The following is a 20,012-nucleotide window of genomic DNA, read 5'->3' as shown; positions in this document are numbered from 1 at the left end:
GAGTGTCTCTGGCGACTCTCTCCGAGTGCGCTGCATCCGTGGGAAACAACGACTGGAATCCGGACAGAATTCCCAACCCGCCCCCCAATTTTTCTGATCATGCAGTACCCTGTCCGCCACCTGGGGAGGCGGCATGCCGACAGAGCACACAGAGGTGCAGGTCAGACCGGGAATCGAGGATGATCTCAAGTCCCTCACGGCGATCTACAACCACTATGTACGTGAGACGGCCATCACATTCGATACCGCGATCTTCACTCCTGAAGAACGCCGTCCTTGGCTGCTCTCCCACCCGGAAGACGGCCCGCACCGGCTCATGGTTGCCACGGAAGCGGAAACACAGCAAATCCTTGGGTACGCCACATCCGGGCCTTACCGACCCAAGCCCGCGTACGCGACATCTGTGGAGGTTTCGGTATACGTCGCTCCGGATGCCGGCCGGCGCGGCATCGGCACACTGCTCTACGACGCCCTCTTCAGGGCGCTGACCGGCGAGGACGTGCACCGCGCGTACGCCGGGATCGCCCAGCCCAACGAGGCCTCCGAGCGGCTGCACGCCCGCTTCGGCTTCCGGTTCGTCGGCACGTACCGCGAGGTCGGCCGCAAGTTCGGCCGCTACTGGGACGTGGCCTGGTACGAGAAGGAGCTGTAGGCGCGAGAAGGAGCCGCACGCACAAGAAAGAGGCCGCATGCGCGCGCGACGGCCCAGCCGCGACGGCTCAGCCGAACTGCACCGACCGCTTCGCCATACCCATCCAGAATCCGTCGATCACCGACTTCTGCGCGTCCAGTTCGCCGCCCGCCTCGGCCGCGCCCATGGTGACGAAGAGCGGGGCGAAGTGTTCGGTGCGCGGGTGGGCGTAGCGGCCGGCCGGGGCCTTGTCCAGGAAGTCCAGCAGGGCGTCCCAGTCGCGGGCCTGAAGGGCGCGCGAGCCCCAGTCGTCGAACTCGGAGGACCAGCTGGGCACGCCGCCGCCCGCGTACCGCAGGGCGGCGAGGTTATGGGTGAAGAAGCCCGAGCCGACGATCAGCACGCCCTCGTCCCGCAGCGGTGCGAGCCTGCGGCCGATGTCCATCAGGCGCCGGGGATCGAGGGTGGGCAGGGAGATCTGCAGGACGGGGATGTCGGCGGCCGGGAACATCTCGACCAGGGGGACGTAGGCGCCGTGGTCGAGGCCGCGGTCGGGGATGTCCTGGACGGGGGTGCCGGGGGCGCGCAGCAGCTTGCGGACGGATGCGGCCAGCTCGGGGGCGCCGGGGGCGGGGTAGCGGACCTGGTAGTAGTGCTCGGGGAAGCCCCAGAAGTCGTAGACGAGCGGGACGGTCCGCACCGCGCCGAGTGCGAGCGGGGCCTCCTCCCAGTGGGCGGAGACCATGAGGATCGCCTTGGGGCGGGGCAGGTCGGCGGACCAGGCGGCGAGCTCACCGGGCCAGACGGGGTCGTCGGCGAGCGGCGGGGCACCATGGCTGAGATACAGGGCGGGCATGCGCCCCGCCCCGGCCCCGCCAACGGCCCCCTCCCGCCGTTCGCCCCCGGAGGCGGGCTGCCCCTGTGTGTGTGCGGTGGTGGACATGACGGCGGCTCCCATGAATCACGGGGCCGCGCCGCCACGACCGCTGTGGACGTCGCGACCACACCCCGATGCTTTAACTCTCAAGTTCTACAGAAACCATACGCCCGACTTGTTCAAGTTTCAAGGAGCCGACTCGTACAGTGGGACACATGAACACGGCATCCGACTCCGCCACAGAGCCCCGCTGGCTCACCGACGAGGAACAGCGCGTCTGGCGCGCCTATCTGCACGCCACCACCCTGCTGGAGGACCATCTCGACCGGCAGTTGCAGCGCGACGCGGGCATGCCGCACATCTACTACGGCCTTCTCGTCGGCCTCGCCGAGGCACCGCGCCGCCGGCTGCGGATGACCGAGCTGGCGATGAAGGCGAAGATCACCCGCTCCCGGCTGTCCCACGCGATCGCGCGGCTGGAGAAGAACGGCTGGGTGCGCCGCGAGGACTGTCCCTCCGACAAGCGCGGCCAGCTCGCGGTGCTCACCGACGAGGGTGCCGAGGTGCTCGCCCAGACCGCGCCCGGCCATGTGGCCACCGTGCGGCAGGCGATGTTCGACCGGCTCGGTCCGGAACAGCAGAAGGCCCTCGGCGAGATCATGGGGATCATCGCCGAGGGCCTCCAGCCCAACGAAGCGGGTGCGGACCTGCCCTGGCTCCGCTAGATCACCGTACGGACATCACCGGATCGTCGTACGGATCGCCATACGGATCGTCGTACGGAAATCGCCGTAGGGAAATCGCCGTAGGGAAGATCATCGTCCGGGTGGGGTCAGTGGGCCACCACCGGCACCGGGACCTCGTCCTCCACACCGTCGCCGGAGGCCACCGGGGTGGAGCCCGGACGGCCGGCGTTGACGAAGGTGAAGGCGATCAGGGCGGCGAGGGCGAGGATGCCGACGGCGAACCAGATCGCGATGCTGTAGCCGTGCACCATGGCCTCCAGCCCCACCAGCTGCTGCTGCGGCTTGCCGGCCGCGGCGGCGATGTGGTCCTTGAGGTACGACGTGGTCGCCGAGGCGGCGATGGTGTTCAGCAGGGCGGTGCCGATCGCGCCGCCCACCTGCTGCGAGGTGTTGACCATCGCGGAGGCGACACCGGCGTCCCGGGGCTGGACGCCCTGGGTGGCCAGGGACATCGCCGGCATGAAGGCCGTACCCATGCCGAGGCCGAGCAGCACCATCGCGGGCAGCAGCTGGGTGCCGTACGAGGAGTCGATCTTCAGCTGGGTCAGGATCAGCATGCCGAGCGCGGCGACCAGGAAGCCGGGACCCATCAGGAAGCGGGCCGGGACCCGGGTCATCAGACGGGTGCCGATCTGGGTGGAGCCCGTGATCATGCCGGCCACCATCGGCAGGAACGCGAAGCCGGTCTTGACCGGCGAGTAGCCCTTCACGACCTGCAGGTAGTAGGTCAGGAAGAGGAACAGGCCGAACATGCCGATGATCGCGAGACCGAGGGAGAGGTAGATCCCGCCGCGGTTGCGGTCGGTGACCACGCGCAGCGGCAGCAGCGGGGCCTTGACCCGGGACTCGACGACCGCGAACGCGAGCAGCAGCACCGCGGAGGCGACGAACATCGAGATGGTCACGGAGTCGCCCCAGCCGTCGGACTCGGCGCGGGTGAAGCCGTAGACGAGTGCGATCAGGCCGAGGGAGGAGAGGATCACGCCGGGGATGTCGAGCGGGGCGCGGTTGCGGCCGCCCTCCGGCTCACGGATGACGGACCAGGCGCCGAGCGCGGCGACGACGGCGAACGGGATGTTCACGAAGAAGGTCCAGCGCCAGTTCAGGTACTCGGTGAGGAAACCGCCGACGATCAGGCCGACGGCACCGCCACCGCCGGCGATGGCGCCGTAGATACCGAACGCCTTGGCGCGCTCCTTGGCGTCGGTGAACATCACCGCGAGCAGGGAGAGCGCGGCCGGGGCGAGCAGGGCGCCGAAGACGCCCTGGAGGGCGCGGGCGCCGAACATCATCGGACCGGTGGTGGCGGCGCCGCCGAGCGCGGAGGCGAGGGCGAAGCCGGTCAGGCCGGTGACGAAGGCGCGCTTGCGGCCCCACTTGTCGGCGATACGGCCGCCGAAGAGCAGCAGACCACCGAAGGCGAGGGCGTAGGCCGTGACGACCCACTGCCGGTTGCCGTCGGATATGCCGAGGTCCCTCTGGGCGGAGGGCAGGGCGATGTTCACGATGGTGGCGTCGAGGACGACCATCAGCTGGGCGAGCGCGATGAAGACGAGCGCCTTCCAGCGGTTGGCGTCGCCGGCCGGTGCGGCGGCGGCGCCGGAAGCCTTGAGGGCTTTTTCGGACATGGAGATACCCACTTCGGGACTTCGAGACTTCGTGACGGAAACGTGCGGAAAGATCGAGAGAAGGCTTGAGAAGAGCTGAGAAGGACGGGGAAAGGCTGAGAAAGCTCGGGAAGGGCTGAGAAGGGCTGAGAAGGATCGAGAGCGATCGGGAAATGAGGGAGTAGGACGAAAAAACGGAAGGCGGTGGACGCGGCTCATCGACGGTGACGGCCGGCGGGCAGAGGCGGCAGGCGGGCTGACGTAGCTGACGTAGGGGTGGACTGGAATGCGGGGCCGGACTGATCGGTCAGGACCCGCGCAGCTCCTCGATGGTCACGGCCGCGCCCGGCAGGGCGGAGCGGGCGGGTGCCCGCAGCCCGTCGAGAACCAGCTGCAGATGACGGTGGATGAAACGGTCGCCGTGCAGACAGTCCGTGCCGGCCGGGGGCCGGCTCAGCTGGGCCACGACGATCATCAGGTCACCGACACCGACGTCGGGCCGGAGCTGCCCGGCCGCCTTGGCCCGGCCCATGACCTCCTCGATGAGCTGCTCGACGCGCTCGCGGGAGGCTTCCAGGTCGGGGTGGTGCTGGTCGAACGTGCTGGAGATCATCGGGCACAGCGCGCTGATCCGCTCGTCGGCGGAGGCGTGCACGAAGCGCTCCAGTGCGGCGAAGGCGTCCCTGGTCTCGGCGAGGGCCGTCTCGGCCGCCTCGGCCGTGCGGTCCATGACGAAGCAGACGACCTCGCGGACGAGGGCCTCGCGGTCGGGGAAGTTGCGGTACACCGTGGCGTTGCCGACGCCGGCCCGGCGGGCGATCTCGTCGAGCGGCACGTCCGGGCCGTGCTCGACGAACATCTCCCGGGCGGCGGTGACGATCCGCTCCCGGTTGCGCACGGCGTCGGCCCGGGGCCGGGACACCTTGCGCGGTACAGGGGCGATCGCGGTCAACACGGTGGACTCCTCAGAAGCGATGGGGCGATGGGGCGATGAGGCAGAAGCGATGAAGCGATGCGGCGATGAGATCGGCGACCTCGGGCAGAGATGAGGTCGGCGACCTCGGTGAGAGATGAGGTCGGTGCCGTCGATCCGGGGAGGCAGTCCCCGTTTCGCTCGGACACAGGTCTAAACGGGGAGAGGTTCCCCGGTTATTTCCCGACCGCGAAAAGAATCCATGTGACCTGAGGCACACTCACCTCCCGCCGAGATTCACCCGCGTGCGGGCCTGCTTTCCCACGATCGGTCTCCTCCAGCGCGCGCCCGCGCACCCCACGGACACAGGGTGAGCGCAAGGGTGCAGCCGGAGACGGGCTGCCGTGGAGCGAGAGGTCCATCCATGCAGCCGGAGCCGGAGCCGCCTCGCCCGATACCCCTGTGCATAGCCCCCGCACCCCTGTGCACAGCCCCCGCGCGCCGGCGGATACGCCGACACCGACGGATACGCCCGCGCCGGGCGGCCGCTCTCGCCGCGGTGAGCGCGCTGACCCTCGCGGTCAGCACCTCGGCCGGGACCGGACACCTCTCGGCGCCCACCGCCGCCGGGCCGATCGGCCTGGCCCGCTCCTCCGCGCTCGCCCCCTGCACCGTCCACGGCGGTCTCGACGTGCAGATGACCGAGGGCCTGCCCACCCCGCACGGCTACGCCCGCTCCACCGGCACGGTCCATGCCCTGACCCTGATGGTCGACTTCTCCGACGCGCCCGGCGAGGGCAGTGCGATGGACCGCTTCCACGAGTTCTTCCCGCAGACCCAGCAGTGGTTCCGCGCCGCGTCGTACGGCCGTTTGGACTACCGGCCTGAGACGCCGATCAGCGGCTGGCTGCGGATGCCGAAACCCTTCAAGGCGTACGGCATCGAGCGCGGGGCGCCCTTCGATCCCGGCTACCGGGGGCTGGTACAGGACATCGTGGCCGCGGCCGACCCGACGGTGGACTTCCACGCGTACGACCTGCTGAACGTCCTGATCACCCCGAACGCCGGGCCGTCCGCGCTGGACACAGTCCTGTCCGTGACCTTCGCCGGCAACGGCGACGCGCCGGTCGCCGACGGGATCCCCGTGGCCAACGCGTCGTTCATCTACTCCCGGCAGGACGACGGCTCCGGCTCGTACTCCCGCACCGGCTACCGGGTGCTGCCGCACGAGAACGGCCATACCTTCGGACTGCCCGATCTGTACACGCAGGACGGCGGGGGCGCGGTCGGGCACTGGGACATCATGAGCGAGGACTGGGGCGCAGACAACGACTACCTCGGCTGGCACAAGTGGAAGCTGGGCTGGCTGGACACCTCCCAGGTGGGCTGCGCGGCGACACGCGGCAGCACCGAGTACATGCTGACCCCGCTGTACAAGCCGGGCGGCGGAAAGCTGGTCCTCGTGCCCGTCAGCGACCAGAGCTCGTACGCGCTGGAGGTGCGCACCCAGGGCGGCAACGACGAGGCGGTGTGCCAGCCGGGCGTACTGATCTACAAGGTGGACGGCACGATCGACACCGGACGCGGTCCGGTCACGGTGTACGACAGCCATGGCAACAGCGGCGGCTGCACCCGCAGCCCCAACGTCCAGGCGGAACTCTCCGACGCCACCTTCACCTCCGGCGAGACCTTCAAGGACCCGCGCCACGGCATCACCGTGGAGATCCTCGACACGGACGCGGACGGGAACTACCGGGTACGCGTGACTCGGAAATAGGGGCGGAGCAGGGAGGGAGCACGGACGGAGCAGGCACGGACCTGGGGCGGAGCAGGGACGGACCCGGGCGGACCGGGGCGTGCCGGGGGACGGAGAGCAGCGGGAGTCCGGGGCGTGCCAGGGGACGGAGAGCAGCGGGAGTCCGGGGCGGGTGGCGGGGTTTACCGTAGGCGTGGCTGTTTGGCGTACCGGAGAGATGATGCCCGCGAAGACCGCACTGGATGCCGATGCCCGTGGTGAAGCGGGGGAAGCGGTCGGGCCGTTGGTGCGCGGAGTCGGTGTGCTGCGGCGGCTCACCGAGGCGGGCGGCTCGCTGAGCCCGAGCGCGCTGGAGCGGGCCACCGGGCTCGCCCGGTCCACGGTCGACCGGATCACCGCGACCCTGGCCCGCATGGGTTACGTCCGCCTCGACGCACGGGACGTCGTCCTCACCCCCGGGGTGATGGAACTGGGCAACGCCTATCTGGCCGCCCTGCGGCTGCCCGCGCTGCTCGGCGGGCACGCCGACGCGGTCGCCGACGCGCTGGACGAGTCGGTGTCGCTCGCGGTCCCCGACCTGGACGGCATCCGTTTCATCCACCAGGCCACCCGCCGCCGCGCGATGACGGTGAGCTTCCGCATCGGTGATCTGCTGCCGGCCGAACGCACGGCGCCGGGAGCGGTGTTCGCGGCCGGGTGGGCCGAGGGCGACTGGGCGCGCTGGCGGGCCCGCCGGGCGGCGGATCCGGCGGACGCGGCCTTCCCTGCCGTACCGCCCCGGCAGCAGCCCCGGCAGCCGCCCGCCGACGACTCCGCCTTCGTGCGGCGGGTGGAGCGGGCGCGCCGGGACGGCTGGGCGGTGGACGACCAGCTGATCGAGCCGGGCCTGGTCGCCGTGTCCGTACCGGTGCGGGATCCCGGTACCGGCCGGCCGGCCTGTGCGGCGAGCGTGGTCAGCCACACCAGCCGGCATTCCGCGGCCGGCCTGCGCAGCAGCCTGCTGCCGCGCCTTCGTACGGCGGTGGCGGCGATGGAGGCCGAGCTGCGCACGGCACCGCCGCCGGACCCGGGGCCCGTGCCCTCAGGCCTCGCGACCTGGACGACGGCGTCCAAGCACGAGCTGGGCCGGGACTTCGTGGAGTCCCTCGCGCGCGGTCTGACCGTACTGACCGCCTTCGGCGCGGGGCGCTCGACACTGACACTGACGGAGGTGGCGCGGGCGACCGGCCTCAGCCGGGCCACCACCCGGCGTGCCCTGCTCACCCACGAGCAGCTGGGCCTGGTGACCGCGCACGCCGACGCCCTTGACGGCGGGGGACACCGCGCCTTCACCCTCACCCCGCGTGTCCTGGACCTCGGCTTCCCGCCGCTGTCCCGCACCACGCTCGCCCGCCTGGCCGAGCCGCGGCTGCGGGCCCTCGCGGACCGGGTGCACGAGGCGGCGGCGCTCGCGGTGCTGACGGATGACGGCAGCGAGATCCAGTACACCGCCGGAGCGGGCACGCGCCGGGTGCTGACCGTGGACGTCACGGTGGGCGCGCGCCTGCCCGCCGCCGCGACGTCGCTCGGCCGGGTGCTTCTCGCGGACCGCGAACCGCCGCCTACAGAGCGGGAGTTCACCGGCGTACGCGCCCGGGGCTACGCCCTCGTCGACGAGGAGCTGGAGTCGGGGCTGCGCTCGATCGCGGTACCGGTGCGCGACCGGGCGGGCCGTACGGTCGCCGCGCTGAACGTGGCGACCCACCCGGCCCGCCACACCCTGGAGCACTGCGTCGACACCCTCCTGCCCGAACTGCGCGCCACCGCCGGTGAGATCGAGCAAGACCTGCACACGGCATCGCGGTTCACGCGCGTGGCGACGGGCTGAGCGAGGCCCCCGTGACTACTTCCGCCACTCCCGCTACTTCCACAGGGAGAACTTCTTGGTGAGCGGATCGAGTTCGTCGCGTCGGCCGAACGCGGCCACGGCGTAGTACTCCAGCTCGGCCTCGGGCAGGGCCGCGACCCGCTGGAGCTGTTCGGCGTAGGTGTCCCCGGTCATCGCCGACACGAAGTCGTTGACCAGCAGCCCGGCGGCGCTCGCCTCGGCGCGGAACCGGCGCAGTCCGGCCGCGCGGCCCTCCAGGACGATCAGGGAGAGACCGGAGATCGGCGCGTGTGTGCCGCCGTCGGCGTCCGGGAAGTTCAGGAAGGACATCTTGGCGGCCAGTTCGGGATGCTCGGCCGCGGCCTTGGCGGCCAGGCCCAGCGCGGTGTGCGTGCCGGCGTTGATGGCCACGCCGGCGGGCAGCTTCGCCTTGAGGACCACGGCGAACTTCCAGTCGGAGGCGACGTCGGACGGCTGGATGATCAGGTGGGACACCGGGGCTCCTTGAAACAGCTCGAATCTGATGGTCCGGGATTGACGATCCGTGATTGACGATCTGAGATTGACGATCCGGGATTGACGGTGAGTCACATAACTGGTCCGGACGGCCTGGCCGGTCAGGCCGGTCAGGGTGTGAACGTGACGCCCGGCACGAGGTGGAACTGGACGTCGCCCACGACGGTCGGGCTGAGCCGGTAGCCGGGCCGGCCCTGGAGTACGTCGTCCGGCTTGAGGCCCAGCTCGGTGCCGCGGTCCAGCTGTTCCTGGCAGACGGCCCGGAACCGCCGTACCACCTGGACGACGGCGCTGCTGGTCCGTCCGGTCCGCTCGGCCAGCTCGGCCGCGGAGAGATAGGGGACCTCGCGCTCCTCGGCGCGGGCCTCCTTCAGCTCCCGGCCCAGTTCGCCGAGGATCGCGAGCAGCGCGGCGGGGGCGGTCTCGTAGATCAGGATTCCGTTGATCCACAGGCTCTCGCCGTACGCGGCGAGGTCCACCTCGGCGGGCAGTTCCCGTCTGCTGCGCAGGTCACGGCGGAACACCCCGAACGCCGGCATGAAGTCCGGCACCCGGTAGGCCGCCCGTGCCCCGAGGTAGTGCGCCAGCGGGGTCTGCAGTCCCGACTGCGGCGGCACCTGGAGGGCCTCCACCACGGCCTGCAGGGGATCCGGTACCAGCCTGCGCAGCTCGGCGAGCCGCCGGGAGAGCCAGGACGCCGTGGCCGCCTTGCCGTAGAGGGCGAAGTGGAGCATGCCCGCGTCCAGCAGGGCGATGCCGGCCTCCTTCTCCATACCGGCGGCCCGCAGACGCTCCCTCAGGTCCATCGCGGTGCGGATCAGATCGGCGGACCCGAGCCTGAGCCGGCCGGCCTGGAGCAGGCCGCGCCAGCGGACGTGCACGGTGAGCAGCAGCGGCGCGACCGGCTCGGCTCCCTCCAGGTGCCGGACGAGCCGGTGGAAGATCTCCGGGTAGGGCGAGTCGAGGTAGCCGAGCCAGCCGAAGGAGAACAGGTCGAGTGCCGCGTCGAGGTCCCGGCGGGAGCGCGACGCGGCGTAGGCCAGCAGGTTTTCGCTGACCCTGACGTAGCGGCGCAGCAGCGCCCGGTCGTCGGGACCGAGCCCCTGCGGCCCCATCGCCGGCGAGTCCACGAACGAGCTGTATCCGCCGCTTCGTACGTCGCCGAGGTGGAAGGCGTAGGAGGTGCTGTCCGTGGCCGGCCGGTGCCCGGCCGAGGCGATCACGTCGTCCACGTACCGGCGCTGCTCGTCCAGCACCCGGACCGCCGCCTGCTCCTGCCCTGCGAGCAGGCGGGCGATCACGAGGTCGGTGTAGAGCCAGGCGGCGTCCGCGTAGTAGGAGTACTTCCGGTACTTGTCGAGGCTGGTTCCGAAAGCGGCGAGCGCCTCCTCGACCGAGCCGCGGGCGCTGTTGTCGAGTCCCCGCTTCCAGGAGACGTACGAGGTCTCCAGGAACTCCTCCCCGACGCCTTGGATCCCCAGTTCCGCAGCCAGCCGCGAGAAGGCGGCGGGAAAATCCGAGCGGGCATACTCCGCCCAGCCCTGACTGATGGCGTCGGCCGCCTCCTGCAGGATCTGAGCCGACTTCTCCTCGACTCCCCGGTAGATCAGGTCGATGGTCTCCTTGACCCGGGGCAGGACACGGCCGGTGTAGAGGATGGAGGTGTCGGCGTACCGGTCGGCCACCGCGCGCAGTTCGAGCGCGGTCGGCCCGGCACCGCCCGCCAGCCCGGCGCAGACACCGGCCAGGCACAGCAGCAGGGCCACGTCGTGCTCGTCCGTGCGCTGCAGCTCACTGTCGGGCAGCTGCCCGACGGCGGCGAACGCCCGCTCGACGCCGGCCGGTCCGCCACCGCCCCGCACGAACTCCTGAAGATCCTCCCGAATCTCCGCGACACTCCGCATCGGCATCCCCGACCCAAACCCTCTGAAATTCCCCGGACTTACCCGGATTCCCCGGCACGAGCGATGGATGTCATCTTAGACCCTTGAGATGACATAGCCAAGAAAGCATCCCAACCCAAGATGACTCATCCTGATGCCCCCTACCCCCTGCCCCCTCCTCCTGGTCACCCACCAGCGCCCCATCCGCTACCCTGTCAGGGACCGCCCCAGCGGCGGCCACACCCTTGCCGAGCGCAGCGGCGTACTCACGGGAGTATCCAGCCTGCGCCACGCAAGACCCCGCCTTCGTAGCTCAGGGGATAGAGCACCGCTCTCCTAAAGCGGGTGTCGCAGGTTCGAATCCTGCCGGGGGCACAGAGAAATTCCTGGTCAGAGGCCCTTTCGTCCGACGGACGAGAGGGCCTCTGCGCTTGCGGCACACATATGGCACACATGCGGCTGCGGGCAGAGGTGGGGAGCTGTGCGAGATGCCCGCGAAGGATGAGCCGGCTCGGCGCCGGTACGAGAAGCTGGTCGACCGCCTGGAGGCGCTGATGCGGGCTTCCGTGAAGCCTCGCTACCAGGGCTACCACGGGCAGCTGATCCTGAGCAGCAACGATCAGCGAACTGGCCGCCAGGGATGCTGCTGACGCCATCGACGCAGAACTCTGTGGCCGCGAGCAGAAGCAGGCACGGTCGGCGGTCGCCGCTCCACCTTTGCGGAAAAGCCTGCGCAGCATGCCGGAAATCTGTCGAGCCCGCTCCGGCGGCGGACCTACGCTTGCCGCATGGCCCATGGGAAGACCTCGTACGTTTGCCTGCCCTGCCGGGCCTCGTACAAGCAGCCCTACCCCGGCTACCACGACCACGACCGGGTCTGTCCACGCTGCGCCGAACCACTGATCCACGTCGGCTCCGCCTTCGCGGCACCCAAGAGGCGGGACACCGCCGCCTGGCGCGCCCTCTCCGTGCTGCTGCACGCGGGTGTGCGCTTCCACAAGAGCTGTTGCGGCGGCCCCGGCCGCCGCCCGCGCACGCTCAGCGAGGTGCGCGAGCGCATGGCCTACGCCCGGGCCACCGGAGAACCGTTCGCTCAGGCGTTGGTCCGCCGCGACCTGCCCTAGGGCGTGTTGCGAAAGTCCCGTCGTCCGCCCGGAGGGCGGGCCGAGCGGCGTCTGGTGCGTGCTCTGGGGGTCCCCCCGGCCGGAGGCTGGGGGAGTGCCGGGCGAAAGCCCTCGTACTGGTTGTACGTGGGTTTTCGCCCGGTGCGGCGAGAGTGCGTGCCAGGCGTCGGGCGGCAGGCGGGACTTTCGCAACACGCCCTAGCAGCCAGACAGCACACCCGGCCCACAAGCCCAGGCAGCCAACGCCCGCCGCACCTCAGCACACCCCACCGCTCCGGCCCCGCTGCCACCTCGCGCCCAGCGGCGCTGACCGCATGCTCCATGACACGGCGACGGAGTTCGGATGGCCCACCGTGGCCTGATCCCTCCGGTCTCCGGCGCAGAGCCGCCGACTCGTCCGCGTCGGGCGTCCTCTCGCCGTCCGACACGACAAACTAGGACATGACGCCGGGGTCAGAGACCCGGCTCCGAACGTGAACAGGACCGGCCCGTGACCTTCGTTACCGATCTGCCCGCCCCCCGGCTGGCTTCCGACGTGACTTCCACCGACGTGGAGGCGCTCGTCGCCTTCCTTGACGGCAAGGTGCACGGCATCCTGGCCGGGCACCGGAGCGACACCGACGTCTGGAAAGCCGCCCTGGGGCTGCGTCTGGCGTTGAACCACCGGGCGCGGCAGGCCCGGGAGGCGTACGCGCGAGCGGACCACTCCAGGGAGGCGGCGCGGGCCCGGTTCCTCAGGTGGAACCGCCTGGCCGTACTGGCCCTGGGCTGGGAGAAGGACCCGGACTACGACGAGCGATGGAAGGTCATCGCCACCCCGGTGCCGAAGGCGCGGCCGTCTTCGTGGTGACGGACCATCGGAGAGCGCCCGCGCCGTCGAAGCCGACGGTCGGACTGACCAGGGTCTCTGAACCGGTCCGGCCGTGAGGCGGAAACGCCCCGGGCCGCCCAGTGACGCGAGTCGTACTGCGAGCGGGAGTGGAACGACGACCGGGCAGGGGTCCCGTGCGGCGAACGGCTGACCCACAAAGTCACCGACGCAGCCGGGACGTCGTATCTCGCCTGTGAGACCCACGCGATGGACACGACCGAGCACCTGACCGGCGCCACCATGACCCCGCTCAACAACAGGCAACAGCCATGAACGACCAGCTACGCCTGCGGTACTCGGCAGACCGTCGGACCCATGCATGCCGCCGTCGCGATTCCCGGTCCTGTACCGATCGGCACTCCCGCCCCCGCACACGGCGGGCGTACGATCAAGGCCGCTGCTGAGAAGTGAGGCTGCCTCAATGCCGTGTACCCATCTGCCGATACGCGCCATCGCGACCGGCTTCGTCACAGCTGTGCTCCTGCTCGCCACCGGGTGCGGCCGGCAAACCGCCGTTGCCCCGGCGACGCCCGCAAAGCCGCGGTCGATCGCTCCTGCAACGCCTGACAGCTCCGGGCCTCCCGATCAGCAGAAGCTGGACGCCGCGGCAGCCGCCATCGAGCATCTGGGCGCCTCCCAGCCCGACTCGTTCACCGGGCTCGCCGTTGACAATCCCGGCAACCGGGTCATCGTCTACCGCAAGCCGCGTGCCACCTTCGACGCCGCGCTCGCCCGACTCCGCACGGGCGTGCGCATCGACAAGCGAGACGCACCGCGATCGATCGGCGAACTGACGGCAACCCGGGACCACGTGACAGCGCTCATGGGGCACACCACCGGGTACACCATCGTCTCGGTGAGTGATGGATCGGTGAACAGTTACACCGACGGCGTGGTGGAAGTCGGCGTCACCGGCGACCTGTCACGTGCCAAGAAGGAGTTGCGCGCACGCTTCGGTGACGCGGTCACGGTTGCGGCAGGTAGTCCTGCTGTGGGTTGAGGGGACCCTTGCAAGAGGGACATGGGGCCATGGAAATCGCGTTCAAGGCGTCGTTCATGCTCGCCCCGGCCACCGAAGTCGTCCTGGTCACCACGCTGGTCTCCAGGTCTGGCGCCAGCAGCGCCACAGGAACACCCAGCCCTGGTACTCAACGGAGGTGCCGCACTGGCCGGGTTCAACGAGGAGGTCGCGCGCTATCGCGAGCTTGCTGGGAATCTGCTGACTCGCCTGCATCGTTGAAGACAGCCCACACGGTCATGGGGATGCGAAAGCAGCAGCCACGGGCGTGCCCACACCTTAAAGGTCCAGGTCAGCCTGCTCCGGAACATATCCAGCACACATGGGGCCGGGAAACCCCGTAAACACGCGAGAACTACGGGCGACTCGTCCGGGGCCGTTTGCGTGAGCGGGCTTCTCCGCGCCATCGGGCTCCGGCTCCGCTTCGGGAGCGGTGTTCTCGGCGGTGGCGCGGGCGCTGAAAACCCGTCCGGTCCCGCCCCAGCCGGTTCCCCATGCGGTATGCGGTTGAACGGGAGTCATTCGCCCCGCCGCCCCCCAGGCTCCTCGGCTGGGTCGCCTGGCGACACACCGACACACCGACACACCATGCGCCGGCCACGCCTTCGCGGAAGCCTGCGGCATCAACCTCACCTACATGCCGGCCGAGCCGCGCCGCCACCACGAAGAATGGAACCCAGGCGTGGCCACACCCGAAGAACCCCTCGGGTGAACTCATCGCCAACAGTGTTGTGCACTCCGTGCTCACGACTCACCGGCCGCATTCCGGCAGCCTGGAGGGACGTTTGCCGATCGGCAGCGCGTAAACGGAGTGCAGACCAGCATGGGAAACGGGGAGGACGTCACATGAAGCGCCTCAAGATGCGCACGGCACGGATGTCGGTCGTGGCGGGTGTGGCCGCGGCCGGGCTCGCACTCGGGCTTGCCGGAGCGGGGACCGCACAGGCGTCGCCGGTAACGCCGACGGACATGCCAGGCTTCAAGGGCGGCAAGGTGGACTGGAAGGCGAACGGTGACACGGTGACGGTCACCGACACCAAGCGGGACGGCTACGCCTTCGGCGTGACCATCTTCATCAGGGACCCCTACCACTCGCACAGCAGGCAGTGCCTGACCAGCGGCGCGGGCCAGACCAAGACGTGCCACTTCGACTACCCCGAAGGCAGCGACCTCGCTGTCCAGGGCATTCTGATCAGCTCGACCGACATTGACTATGCGGGCACCGGTATCGTCACGGCCTGACCGACCCGCAACGGCTTACCGGGCACCCAGCCCTGTACAGCAGGAAATGTGGATCAACTGCGCCCTGTGAACGTCGCACTCCACGCCCGCGGTCGCCCACGAGCCCGGTCTCGCGCTCCCGGTCGGTGACCCCGTCCAGTGAGCGGCTGGGCGGACGCGCGGGTTCCGGACGGCGGCCGAACTCCGCGATCAGGCGGCGGGTGACCGAGGGGGCGAGCAGCGCCTCGCCCGCGGCGCCGGCGCGCAGGGCGGCGTAGACGTACTCGTCCAGGTCGAAGGTGGTGAGGATGAGGACGCGGACGCCGGGCAGAGCCGGGTCCGAGCAGATCTGCCGGGTCGCCTCGATGCCGTCGAGGTCCGGCATGCGTACGTCCATCAGCACGACGTCCGGCCGTCCGCGGCGGGCGAGTTCGACGGCATCCGCTCCGTTCGCGGCCTCGCCCACGGCCGTCATGCCGGGCGTGTGGTCGACGAGGACGCGGAAGCTGCCGCGTACCACGCCTGGTCGTCGGCGATCAGTACCCGGACCGGGGGCGCGTCGGTCATGGTCCTTGGTTCCCTTCGACGGGCAGGCGGACGGACACCGCGAAGCCGCCCTCCGGCCGGGGGGCCGCCTCGAAGCTGCCGCCGTACATCATCGCCCGCTCCCGCATCCCCAAGAGACCATGTCCGCCGGGCAGTTCGCGGACGGCCCGGCCGGGTGCGGACGGTGGTCCCTCGTCCATGATGTCGATGCGGATCTCTCGCGCAGCCGCCTCGACCGTGACCTGGCAGCGAGTCGGGGCGGCGTGCCGGACCACGTTGGTGAGGGCTTCCTGGACGATCCGGTCGACGGTCAGCTGTGTCCCCTCGGACAGGGCCTCCGGCACGTGCACGGTCAGGTCGACGTCCACCCCTGCCCGGTGCACAGCACGCCGAGCGTGCGCCGCATCTCGGCCAGCGCGGAACGGCTTGTTTCCTCGATGACCTTGAGGGCGGCCCGTGCCTCCCGCGGGTCGGCCTCCGCCACATGCCCGGCAACGCCCGCCTTGACGGCGCGATCCGCAGACGCTCCTCGTCCCGTGCGTGCTCGGACCGGCGCCGCTGTTCCCGGGCGGTCTCGGCCCTGCGGCCGCGCACGGTGAACCCCACGCCCCAGGCCCCGCCGATCACCAGGAACACGAGCCCGGCCACCCCGACGGCGCCCCGCCAGTCCTCGGCGGGTGTGACCACCGCCTCGCCGAGATACACGGCACCGCACGCCACCGGCAGCGTCACCGCGAGTGCGGGCACGGACCGGCGGGCGGGCTCGGCCAGTGCGACGAGGGAGGCCGCAGGCCCGGCGGCGGTGTACGGCTCACGGGGGATGTCGAGGAGCGATGCCTGGCCAGGGCGGCCGGCACGGCCGCGAGGACCGCGAGCGGCCACCGGCGGCGTACGGCGATCAGGCAGCCGGGCCAGGGTTGCCCTGTGCAGGCGGGCTGGCCGTCGTCGGAGGTGAGCCGGGCGAAGCCGGCGTACACGGCGGTCAGGGCCAGTGCCGCGCCGAGGTCGAGGGCGTGGAGATGGCGCTGCCCCTTGGACTTCATGACCCGACCGCACCTGTGCGCGTACATTCAACCGGCCTGTCCCAGGAGCACCATCAGCCCCACCGTCACCAGGGTCAGCGGCACCAGTGCGGCGCACAGTCCGGCCAGATGATCCACCCCCGCGTGGAAGGCACGGGCGAACAGTCCGAACATCACCAGGACCCCGCCCCACAGGCCCAGCCGGTACTCCGCGCCCCGATCCGTGCGGCCACCACCGCCACAGCGGGCCAGAGCAGCAGGCTTCCAGCAGCGGACCGAGCACCATGGCGGTGCCGCCCAACCGTCCGGGGAAGCCGGTGGCCTCCCCTCGCTCCACAGGCAGCGCGCCACGCAGTCGGACACCGATTCGTTGTGACCGGGACGGTCCTGGATGTCGTCGGGTTCGTCATGCCGACGACGATGCCTTCGCCGTCCCTGCGGGGCGTCGGACCAGGAGCTGGACTGCCGAGTCAGACCTGGGTACGACCGGTCGGGCGGAGGAGGGGGAGGGGCAGGCCGAAGCCGCGTCAGGCTGCGGGAAGGCTGAACTTGTAGCCCTGCTGGGTCAGCCAGGGGAGCAGTTCGCGCAGGGCTTCCACGGTTTGGCTGCGGTCGCCGCCGCCGTCGTGCATGAGGATGACGCCGCCGGGACGCAGTTCCCGTTTCGCGGTGGCGAGGATCGAGTCGGCGCCGGGGCGGGTCCAGTCACGGGTGTCGACGGTCCAGCCCAGCGGGCGCAGACCGGCTTGCACGGCTATCTGGCGGTTCTCGGGGGTGAAGTCGCCACCGGGGGCACGGAACCAGCTGATCCGGGTGCCCGGCCCACCAGCCTTGTCGATCATGTCCTTGGCCGCGGTGATCTCGTGGACCTGCTGGTCCTTCGGGAGGGTGTGCATCGGCTGGGGGTGGTCCACGGTGTGGTCGCACAGCCGGTGGCCGTCGGCGATGACGCGCTTGACCAGGGCGGGATTCTCGGCGGCCTGTGTGCCGACCTGGCAGAAGGTCGCCTGGGCGTGGTACTGCGCGAGCAGGTCCAGGATCTGACCGGTGGCCGGACCCGGGCCGTCGTCGAAGGTGAGTGCCACGGTCCGGCCGGCCGTCGCCGCGCGGTAGGCGATCGAATCGCTCGGAGCACCGGCGGGAGCAGCGTGCGCGTTGACGTCGGATGCGGCGCTTGCGCTCGTGCCGAGGCCGGCCAGGGCGAAAGAGACGGCCAGTGTGCAGCCGAGAGCCGCACGGCGCAGTAGACGGACGGAGTTCGGGTTCGGCATTCGGTACGTGCTCCAGGCAGTGCTGGCCGTCCGGGGACGGCGACGACGGGACCCCACGACGATGACCGAATGTCCGACTAAAGCAAAGCTTTCACCGAAATTTGCAGCTTTTGTCACAAACCGGCCATTGGTGACTTTGTGCTTCGGGACGCCTACGCTTCGTCAACAGGGCGGCCGGTGTCCGCCTGCCCGGCCCGGTGCCGTACGAGCCCGATGGCCTCCCACGACACGGCGGCCACGGCGACCAGCGTCAGGAGCAGATAGAAGACGAAGAGTTTGTGCAGGTCGTCGAGGAAGTACCAGATCGATGCGGTGGCGCTGAACCAGAAGGCGACCAGTGCGCCGGCGCCGCGCCCGTGGCCTTGGCCGCGTGCCGCGCTGACGAGGCAGCAGGCGGCGGCCAGTGCCAGCAGGGCGGCGATGGCGACGTAGGAGTGGTGCCAGCCGGCGTAGGCGCGCCGCAGTTCGGAGTTGACCGCCACGGCCTCGGCCACCGGCCCCCAACTCACCACGCAGGCCAGGCGTGTGGACCACGGCAGCGTCACCAGGCCCGCCACTCCGGCCGCGACGGCGACCCAGCCGAAGTGGGCGGTGTCCACCAGCCGGCCACGTGCGCACAGCAGCGCGAGCAGACAGCCGAGCAGAGCCAGCGCGCTGTCGGCGGACGGGCGCAGTGAGGGACGGAACCTGTCCCGCAGAGCGGTCCGGCCGCCGGTTCGCGTCACCGGGGGCGCGGGCGCGGTGGGCGCGGGCGCGGTGGGCGCGGGCGCGGTGGCCTGGAGCGTCGGCAGGGAAGCCTGTGTGAGGGCGTCGACGAGGGCTGCGCGCATCTGTCCGGCGTCGGCGTACCGTTCCTTCGGGTCCTTGCCGAGCGCGCGCAGGATCACCGCCTCCACCGCCGGCGGTATCCGCGGTCGCAGCCGGGAGACCGGCTCGGGTGCGGCGAACAGGTGCTGATGCATGATGGCGAAGGACGATTCGCCACGGAACGGGGGCTGCCCGGTCAGCAGTTCGTGCAGCAGACAGCCCATCGCGTACAGATCGGCCCGATGGTCGATCTCCGACCCGTTGATCTGTTCGGGGGAAAGGTAGGCGGGGGTGCCGATCGCCGCGCCGCTCCCGGTGATGCGGGTGGCGGTCTCGGTGAAAGCCTTGGCGATGCCGAAGTCGAGGACCTTCACCGTGTCGGGTCCGGTGAGCATGATGTTCGACGGCTTGATGTCCCGGTGCACGATCCCGCACTCGTGGCTGTGCCGCAGCGCGTCCAGCACCGCGCAGGCCGCGTTGACGGCGTCGACGACAGACAGCGGGCCGTCGTGCAGGACTTCGGCGAGGGTGGCGCCTTGCACGTACTCCATGACCAGGTAGGGCCGTGGGCCGTCCGGGTGCGGCTCCTCGCCGACGTCGTGGATGGTGGCCACCGCCGGATGGTTGAGCGCGGCAGCCGCGTGCGCCTCACGCTGGAATCGGGCTCGCGACTGCGGATCATGGGCCAGCACCGACGAGAGCAGTTTCACCGCGACGGTGCGGCGCAGCCGACGGTCCACCCCGCGATGGACCGTTCCCATGCCACCTTGACCGAGCTTCTCGACCAGCTCGTACCGGCCACCGAGGACCATGTCCCCCACCCTTGCCTCCCGTGCCTCCCGCGAATCAGGAACCCGGCGCAGCTTACGGCGCGGCCCCGATCGGCCCATCGCCCCGGGCGAGGGCGAGATGATCGCGCTGGGCACGACGCGGATGCGTGTCTGAGCACGTTCACGCCGGACCTGTATGTGCGGTACTTCCGGGACCTGCAGGAGATGTCCGCCGGTGGCCGGGCGCTGACCTTGCGGGCGAACATCCAGGTGATGAGCCGTTACGCCACCGAACCCGCCCCCGAACCCGCCGCCGACTCCTCCCGGACCTTGCCGTCTTCCGTCTCCCGGGGCGACGCGTCAGCGCCACGAGATGCAGATGGTGTCGCAGAGCCACAGCAAGAGGACCGTCCGCTCGATCGCCGGAGCCGCGCTGGTGGTGGCGGTCGCGGGTGTCGCGGGTTGCCCGAAGGGCACGGACTCCTCTGCGGAGAAGAAGCCGGCCGCGCGCAAGACGGCAGCAAGCAAGCCGTCAGCGAGCCGGCCGGCCACGGGTGATTCGGCTT

The 20,012-nt window shown here is 70.5% G+C and carries 21 protein-coding genes, 1 tRNA gene and 2 pseudogenes; 11 read left to right on the top strand and 13 right to left on the bottom strand.

Translation table 11 applies throughout. The annotated features are described in order from the left end of the window. The first annotated feature begins 133 nt into the window (after nt 1-133). Entirely contained in the window at nt 134-652 is a 519-nt protein-coding gene (locus IE277_RS07965) for a GNAT family N-acetyltransferase (RefSeq protein WP_189949864.1), read from the top strand. A gap of 67 nt (nt 653-719) precedes the next feature. On the opposite strand, the gene IE277_RS07960 is transcribed toward IE277_RS07965, so the two are convergent. After that, the gene (locus IE277_RS07960; RefSeq protein ID WP_189950164.1) at nt 720-1,487 is read right to left on the bottom strand and encodes a dioxygenase family protein; all 768 of its coding nucleotides are present in this window, start codon (nt 1,485-1,487) and stop codon (nt 720-722) included. A gap of 236 nt (nt 1,488-1,723) precedes the next feature. Between IE277_RS07960 and IE277_RS07955 the strand changes: the two genes are divergently transcribed. Further along, the gene (locus IE277_RS07955; RefSeq protein WP_189949861.1) at nt 1,724-2,233 is read left to right on the top strand and encodes a MarR family winged helix-turn-helix transcriptional regulator; all 510 of its coding nucleotides are present in this window, start codon (nt 1,724-1,726) and stop codon (nt 2,231-2,233) included. 107 nt (nt 2,234-2,340) lie between these two features. Here the strand turns inward: IE277_RS07955 and IE277_RS07950 are convergent, their stop codons facing one another. After that, on the bottom strand, nt 2,341-3,882 hold the full coding sequence (locus IE277_RS07950; protein WP_189949859.1) for an MFS transporter: 1,542 nt from the start codon (nt 3,880-3,882) through the stop codon (nt 2,341-2,343). Nucleotides 3,883-4,168: 286 nt separating this feature from the next. Next, entirely contained in the window at nt 4,169-4,813 is a 645-nt protein-coding gene (locus tag IE277_RS07945) for a TetR/AcrR family transcriptional regulator (RefSeq protein WP_373310748.1), read from the bottom strand. Nucleotides 4,814-5,198: 385 nt separating this feature from the next. Here IE277_RS07945 and IE277_RS07940 point away from each other — a divergent pair, with 385 nt between their 5' ends. Beyond that, nucleotides 5,199-6,551: a M6 family metalloprotease domain-containing protein gene (locus tag IE277_RS07940; protein ID WP_189949855.1), complete on the top strand. Its 1,353-nt coding sequence runs from the start codon at nt 5,199-5,201 to the stop codon at nt 6,549-6,551. Between the two features lie 199 nt (nt 6,552-6,750). Beyond that, nucleotides 6,751-8,397, top strand: coding sequence for an IclR family transcriptional regulator domain-containing protein (locus IE277_RS07935; protein ID WP_189950162.1), 1,647 nt, complete (start codon nt 6,751-6,753; stop codon nt 8,395-8,397). 33 nt (nt 8,398-8,430) lie between these two features. On the opposite strand, the gene IE277_RS07930 is transcribed toward IE277_RS07935, so the two are convergent. Beyond that, nucleotides 8,431-8,892 carry a DUF2000 domain-containing protein gene (locus tag IE277_RS07930; protein ID WP_229881001.1) on the bottom strand — a complete coding sequence of 154 codons (462 nt, stop codon included), beginning with the start codon at nt 8,890-8,892 and terminating at the stop codon, nt 8,431-8,433. 131 nt (nt 8,893-9,023) lie between these two features. Then, nucleotides 9,024-10,817 (bottom strand): hypothetical protein, encoded by a 1,794-nt coding sequence (locus IE277_RS07925; RefSeq protein ID WP_189949852.1) that lies wholly within the window; start codon nt 10,815-10,817, stop codon nt 9,024-9,026. 281 nt (nt 10,818-11,098) lie between these two features. Between IE277_RS07925 and IE277_RS07920 the strand changes: the two genes are divergently transcribed. From IE277_RS07920 to IE277_RS07895, 6 genes are all read left to right on the top strand, one after another. Next, nucleotides 11,099-11,171, top strand: a tRNA-Arg gene (locus IE277_RS07920). Between the two features lie 113 nt (nt 11,172-11,284). Then, complete coding sequence (locus IE277_RS07915; RefSeq protein ID WP_189949850.1) at nt 11,285-11,446, top strand: hypothetical protein; 162 nt, start codon at nt 11,285-11,287, stop codon at nt 11,444-11,446. A gap of 138 nt (nt 11,447-11,584) precedes the next feature. After that, nucleotides 11,585-11,920 carry a deoxyxylulose-5-phosphate synthase gene (locus tag IE277_RS07910; RefSeq protein WP_189949848.1) on the top strand — a complete coding sequence of 112 codons (336 nt, stop codon included), beginning with the start codon at nt 11,585-11,587 and terminating at the stop codon, nt 11,918-11,920. A 490-nt stretch (nt 11,921-12,410) separates the two neighbouring features. Beyond that, the gene (locus IE277_RS07905; RefSeq protein ID WP_189949847.1) at nt 12,411-12,770 is read left to right on the top strand and encodes a hypothetical protein; all 360 of its coding nucleotides are present in this window, start codon (nt 12,411-12,413) and stop codon (nt 12,768-12,770) included. Nucleotides 12,771-13,212: 442 nt separating this feature from the next. Then, on the top strand, nt 13,213-13,791 hold the full coding sequence (locus IE277_RS07900; protein ID WP_189949845.1) for a hypothetical protein: 579 nt from the start codon (nt 13,213-13,215) through the stop codon (nt 13,789-13,791). An 864-nt stretch (nt 13,792-14,655) separates the two neighbouring features. Further along, nucleotides 14,656-15,051, top strand: a complete 396-nt coding sequence (locus tag IE277_RS07895; RefSeq protein ID WP_189949844.1) for a hypothetical protein — start codon at nt 14,656-14,658, stop codon at nt 15,049-15,051. A gap of 85 nt (nt 15,052-15,136) precedes the next feature. On the opposite strand, the pseudogene IE277_RS07890 reads toward IE277_RS07895, so the two are convergent. The 7 genes and pseudogenes from IE277_RS07890 to IE277_RS07870 form a co-directional block, all read right to left on the bottom strand. Further along, nucleotides 15,137-15,597: pseudogene (locus IE277_RS07890) on the bottom strand (response regulator); the annotation flags it as partial. Then, entirely contained in the window at nt 15,594-15,944 is a 351-nt protein-coding gene (locus IE277_RS47000) for a sensor histidine kinase (RefSeq protein ID WP_229880998.1), read from the bottom strand. The gene IE277_RS47000 and the pseudogene IE277_RS07890, both read right to left, overlap by 4 nt. Beyond that, nucleotides 15,929-16,060 (bottom strand): histidine kinase, encoded by a 132-nt coding sequence (locus IE277_RS46995; protein WP_229880984.1) that lies wholly within the window; start codon nt 16,058-16,060, stop codon nt 15,929-15,931. Before IE277_RS46995 ends, IE277_RS47000 begins: the two co-directional genes overlap by 16 nt. A gap of 244 nt (nt 16,061-16,304) precedes the next feature. Then, on the bottom strand, nt 16,305-16,619 hold the full coding sequence (locus IE277_RS46990; RefSeq protein WP_229880970.1) for a hypothetical protein: 315 nt from the start codon (nt 16,617-16,619) through the stop codon (nt 16,305-16,307). Nucleotides 16,620-16,646: 27 nt separating this feature from the next. Continuing rightward, nucleotides 16,647-16,961 (bottom strand): hypothetical protein, encoded by a 315-nt coding sequence (locus IE277_RS07880; RefSeq protein WP_229880967.1) that lies wholly within the window; start codon nt 16,959-16,961, stop codon nt 16,647-16,649. Nucleotides 16,962-17,125: 164 nt separating this feature from the next. Continuing rightward, nucleotides 17,126-17,869, bottom strand: coding sequence for a polysaccharide deacetylase family protein (locus IE277_RS07875; protein ID WP_189949842.1), 744 nt, complete (start codon nt 17,867-17,869; stop codon nt 17,126-17,128). A gap of 152 nt (nt 17,870-18,021) precedes the next feature. Then, a complete protein-coding gene (locus tag IE277_RS07870) occupies nt 18,022-19,488 on the bottom strand; it encodes a protein kinase domain-containing protein (RefSeq protein ID WP_229880963.1) in 1,467 nt (488 codons plus the stop codon). A 129-nt stretch (nt 19,489-19,617) separates the two neighbouring features. On the opposite strand from IE277_RS07870, the pseudogene IE277_RS46985 reads away from it, so the two are divergent. After that, a pseudogene (locus IE277_RS46985) lies at nt 19,618-19,752 on the top strand (cupin domain-containing protein); the annotation flags it as partial. A gap of 54 nt (nt 19,753-19,806) precedes the next feature. On the opposite strand, the gene IE277_RS07865 reads toward IE277_RS46985, so the two are convergent. Continuing rightward, the gene (locus tag IE277_RS07865; RefSeq protein WP_189949838.1) at nt 19,807-19,974 is read right to left on the bottom strand and encodes a hypothetical protein; all 168 of its coding nucleotides are present in this window, start codon (nt 19,972-19,974) and stop codon (nt 19,807-19,809) included. Between the last annotated feature and the right edge of the window lie 38 nt (nt 19,975-20,012).

Source organism: Streptomyces alanosinicus (genome assembly GCF_014650595.1).
In the GTDB taxonomy this organism is placed as follows: Bacteria; Actinomycetota; Actinomycetes; order Streptomycetales; family Streptomycetaceae; genus Streptomyces; species Streptomyces alanosinicus.
Note: the sequence above shows the minus strand (reverse complement) of the source record. Positions and strands in the feature narration are given on the sequence as shown.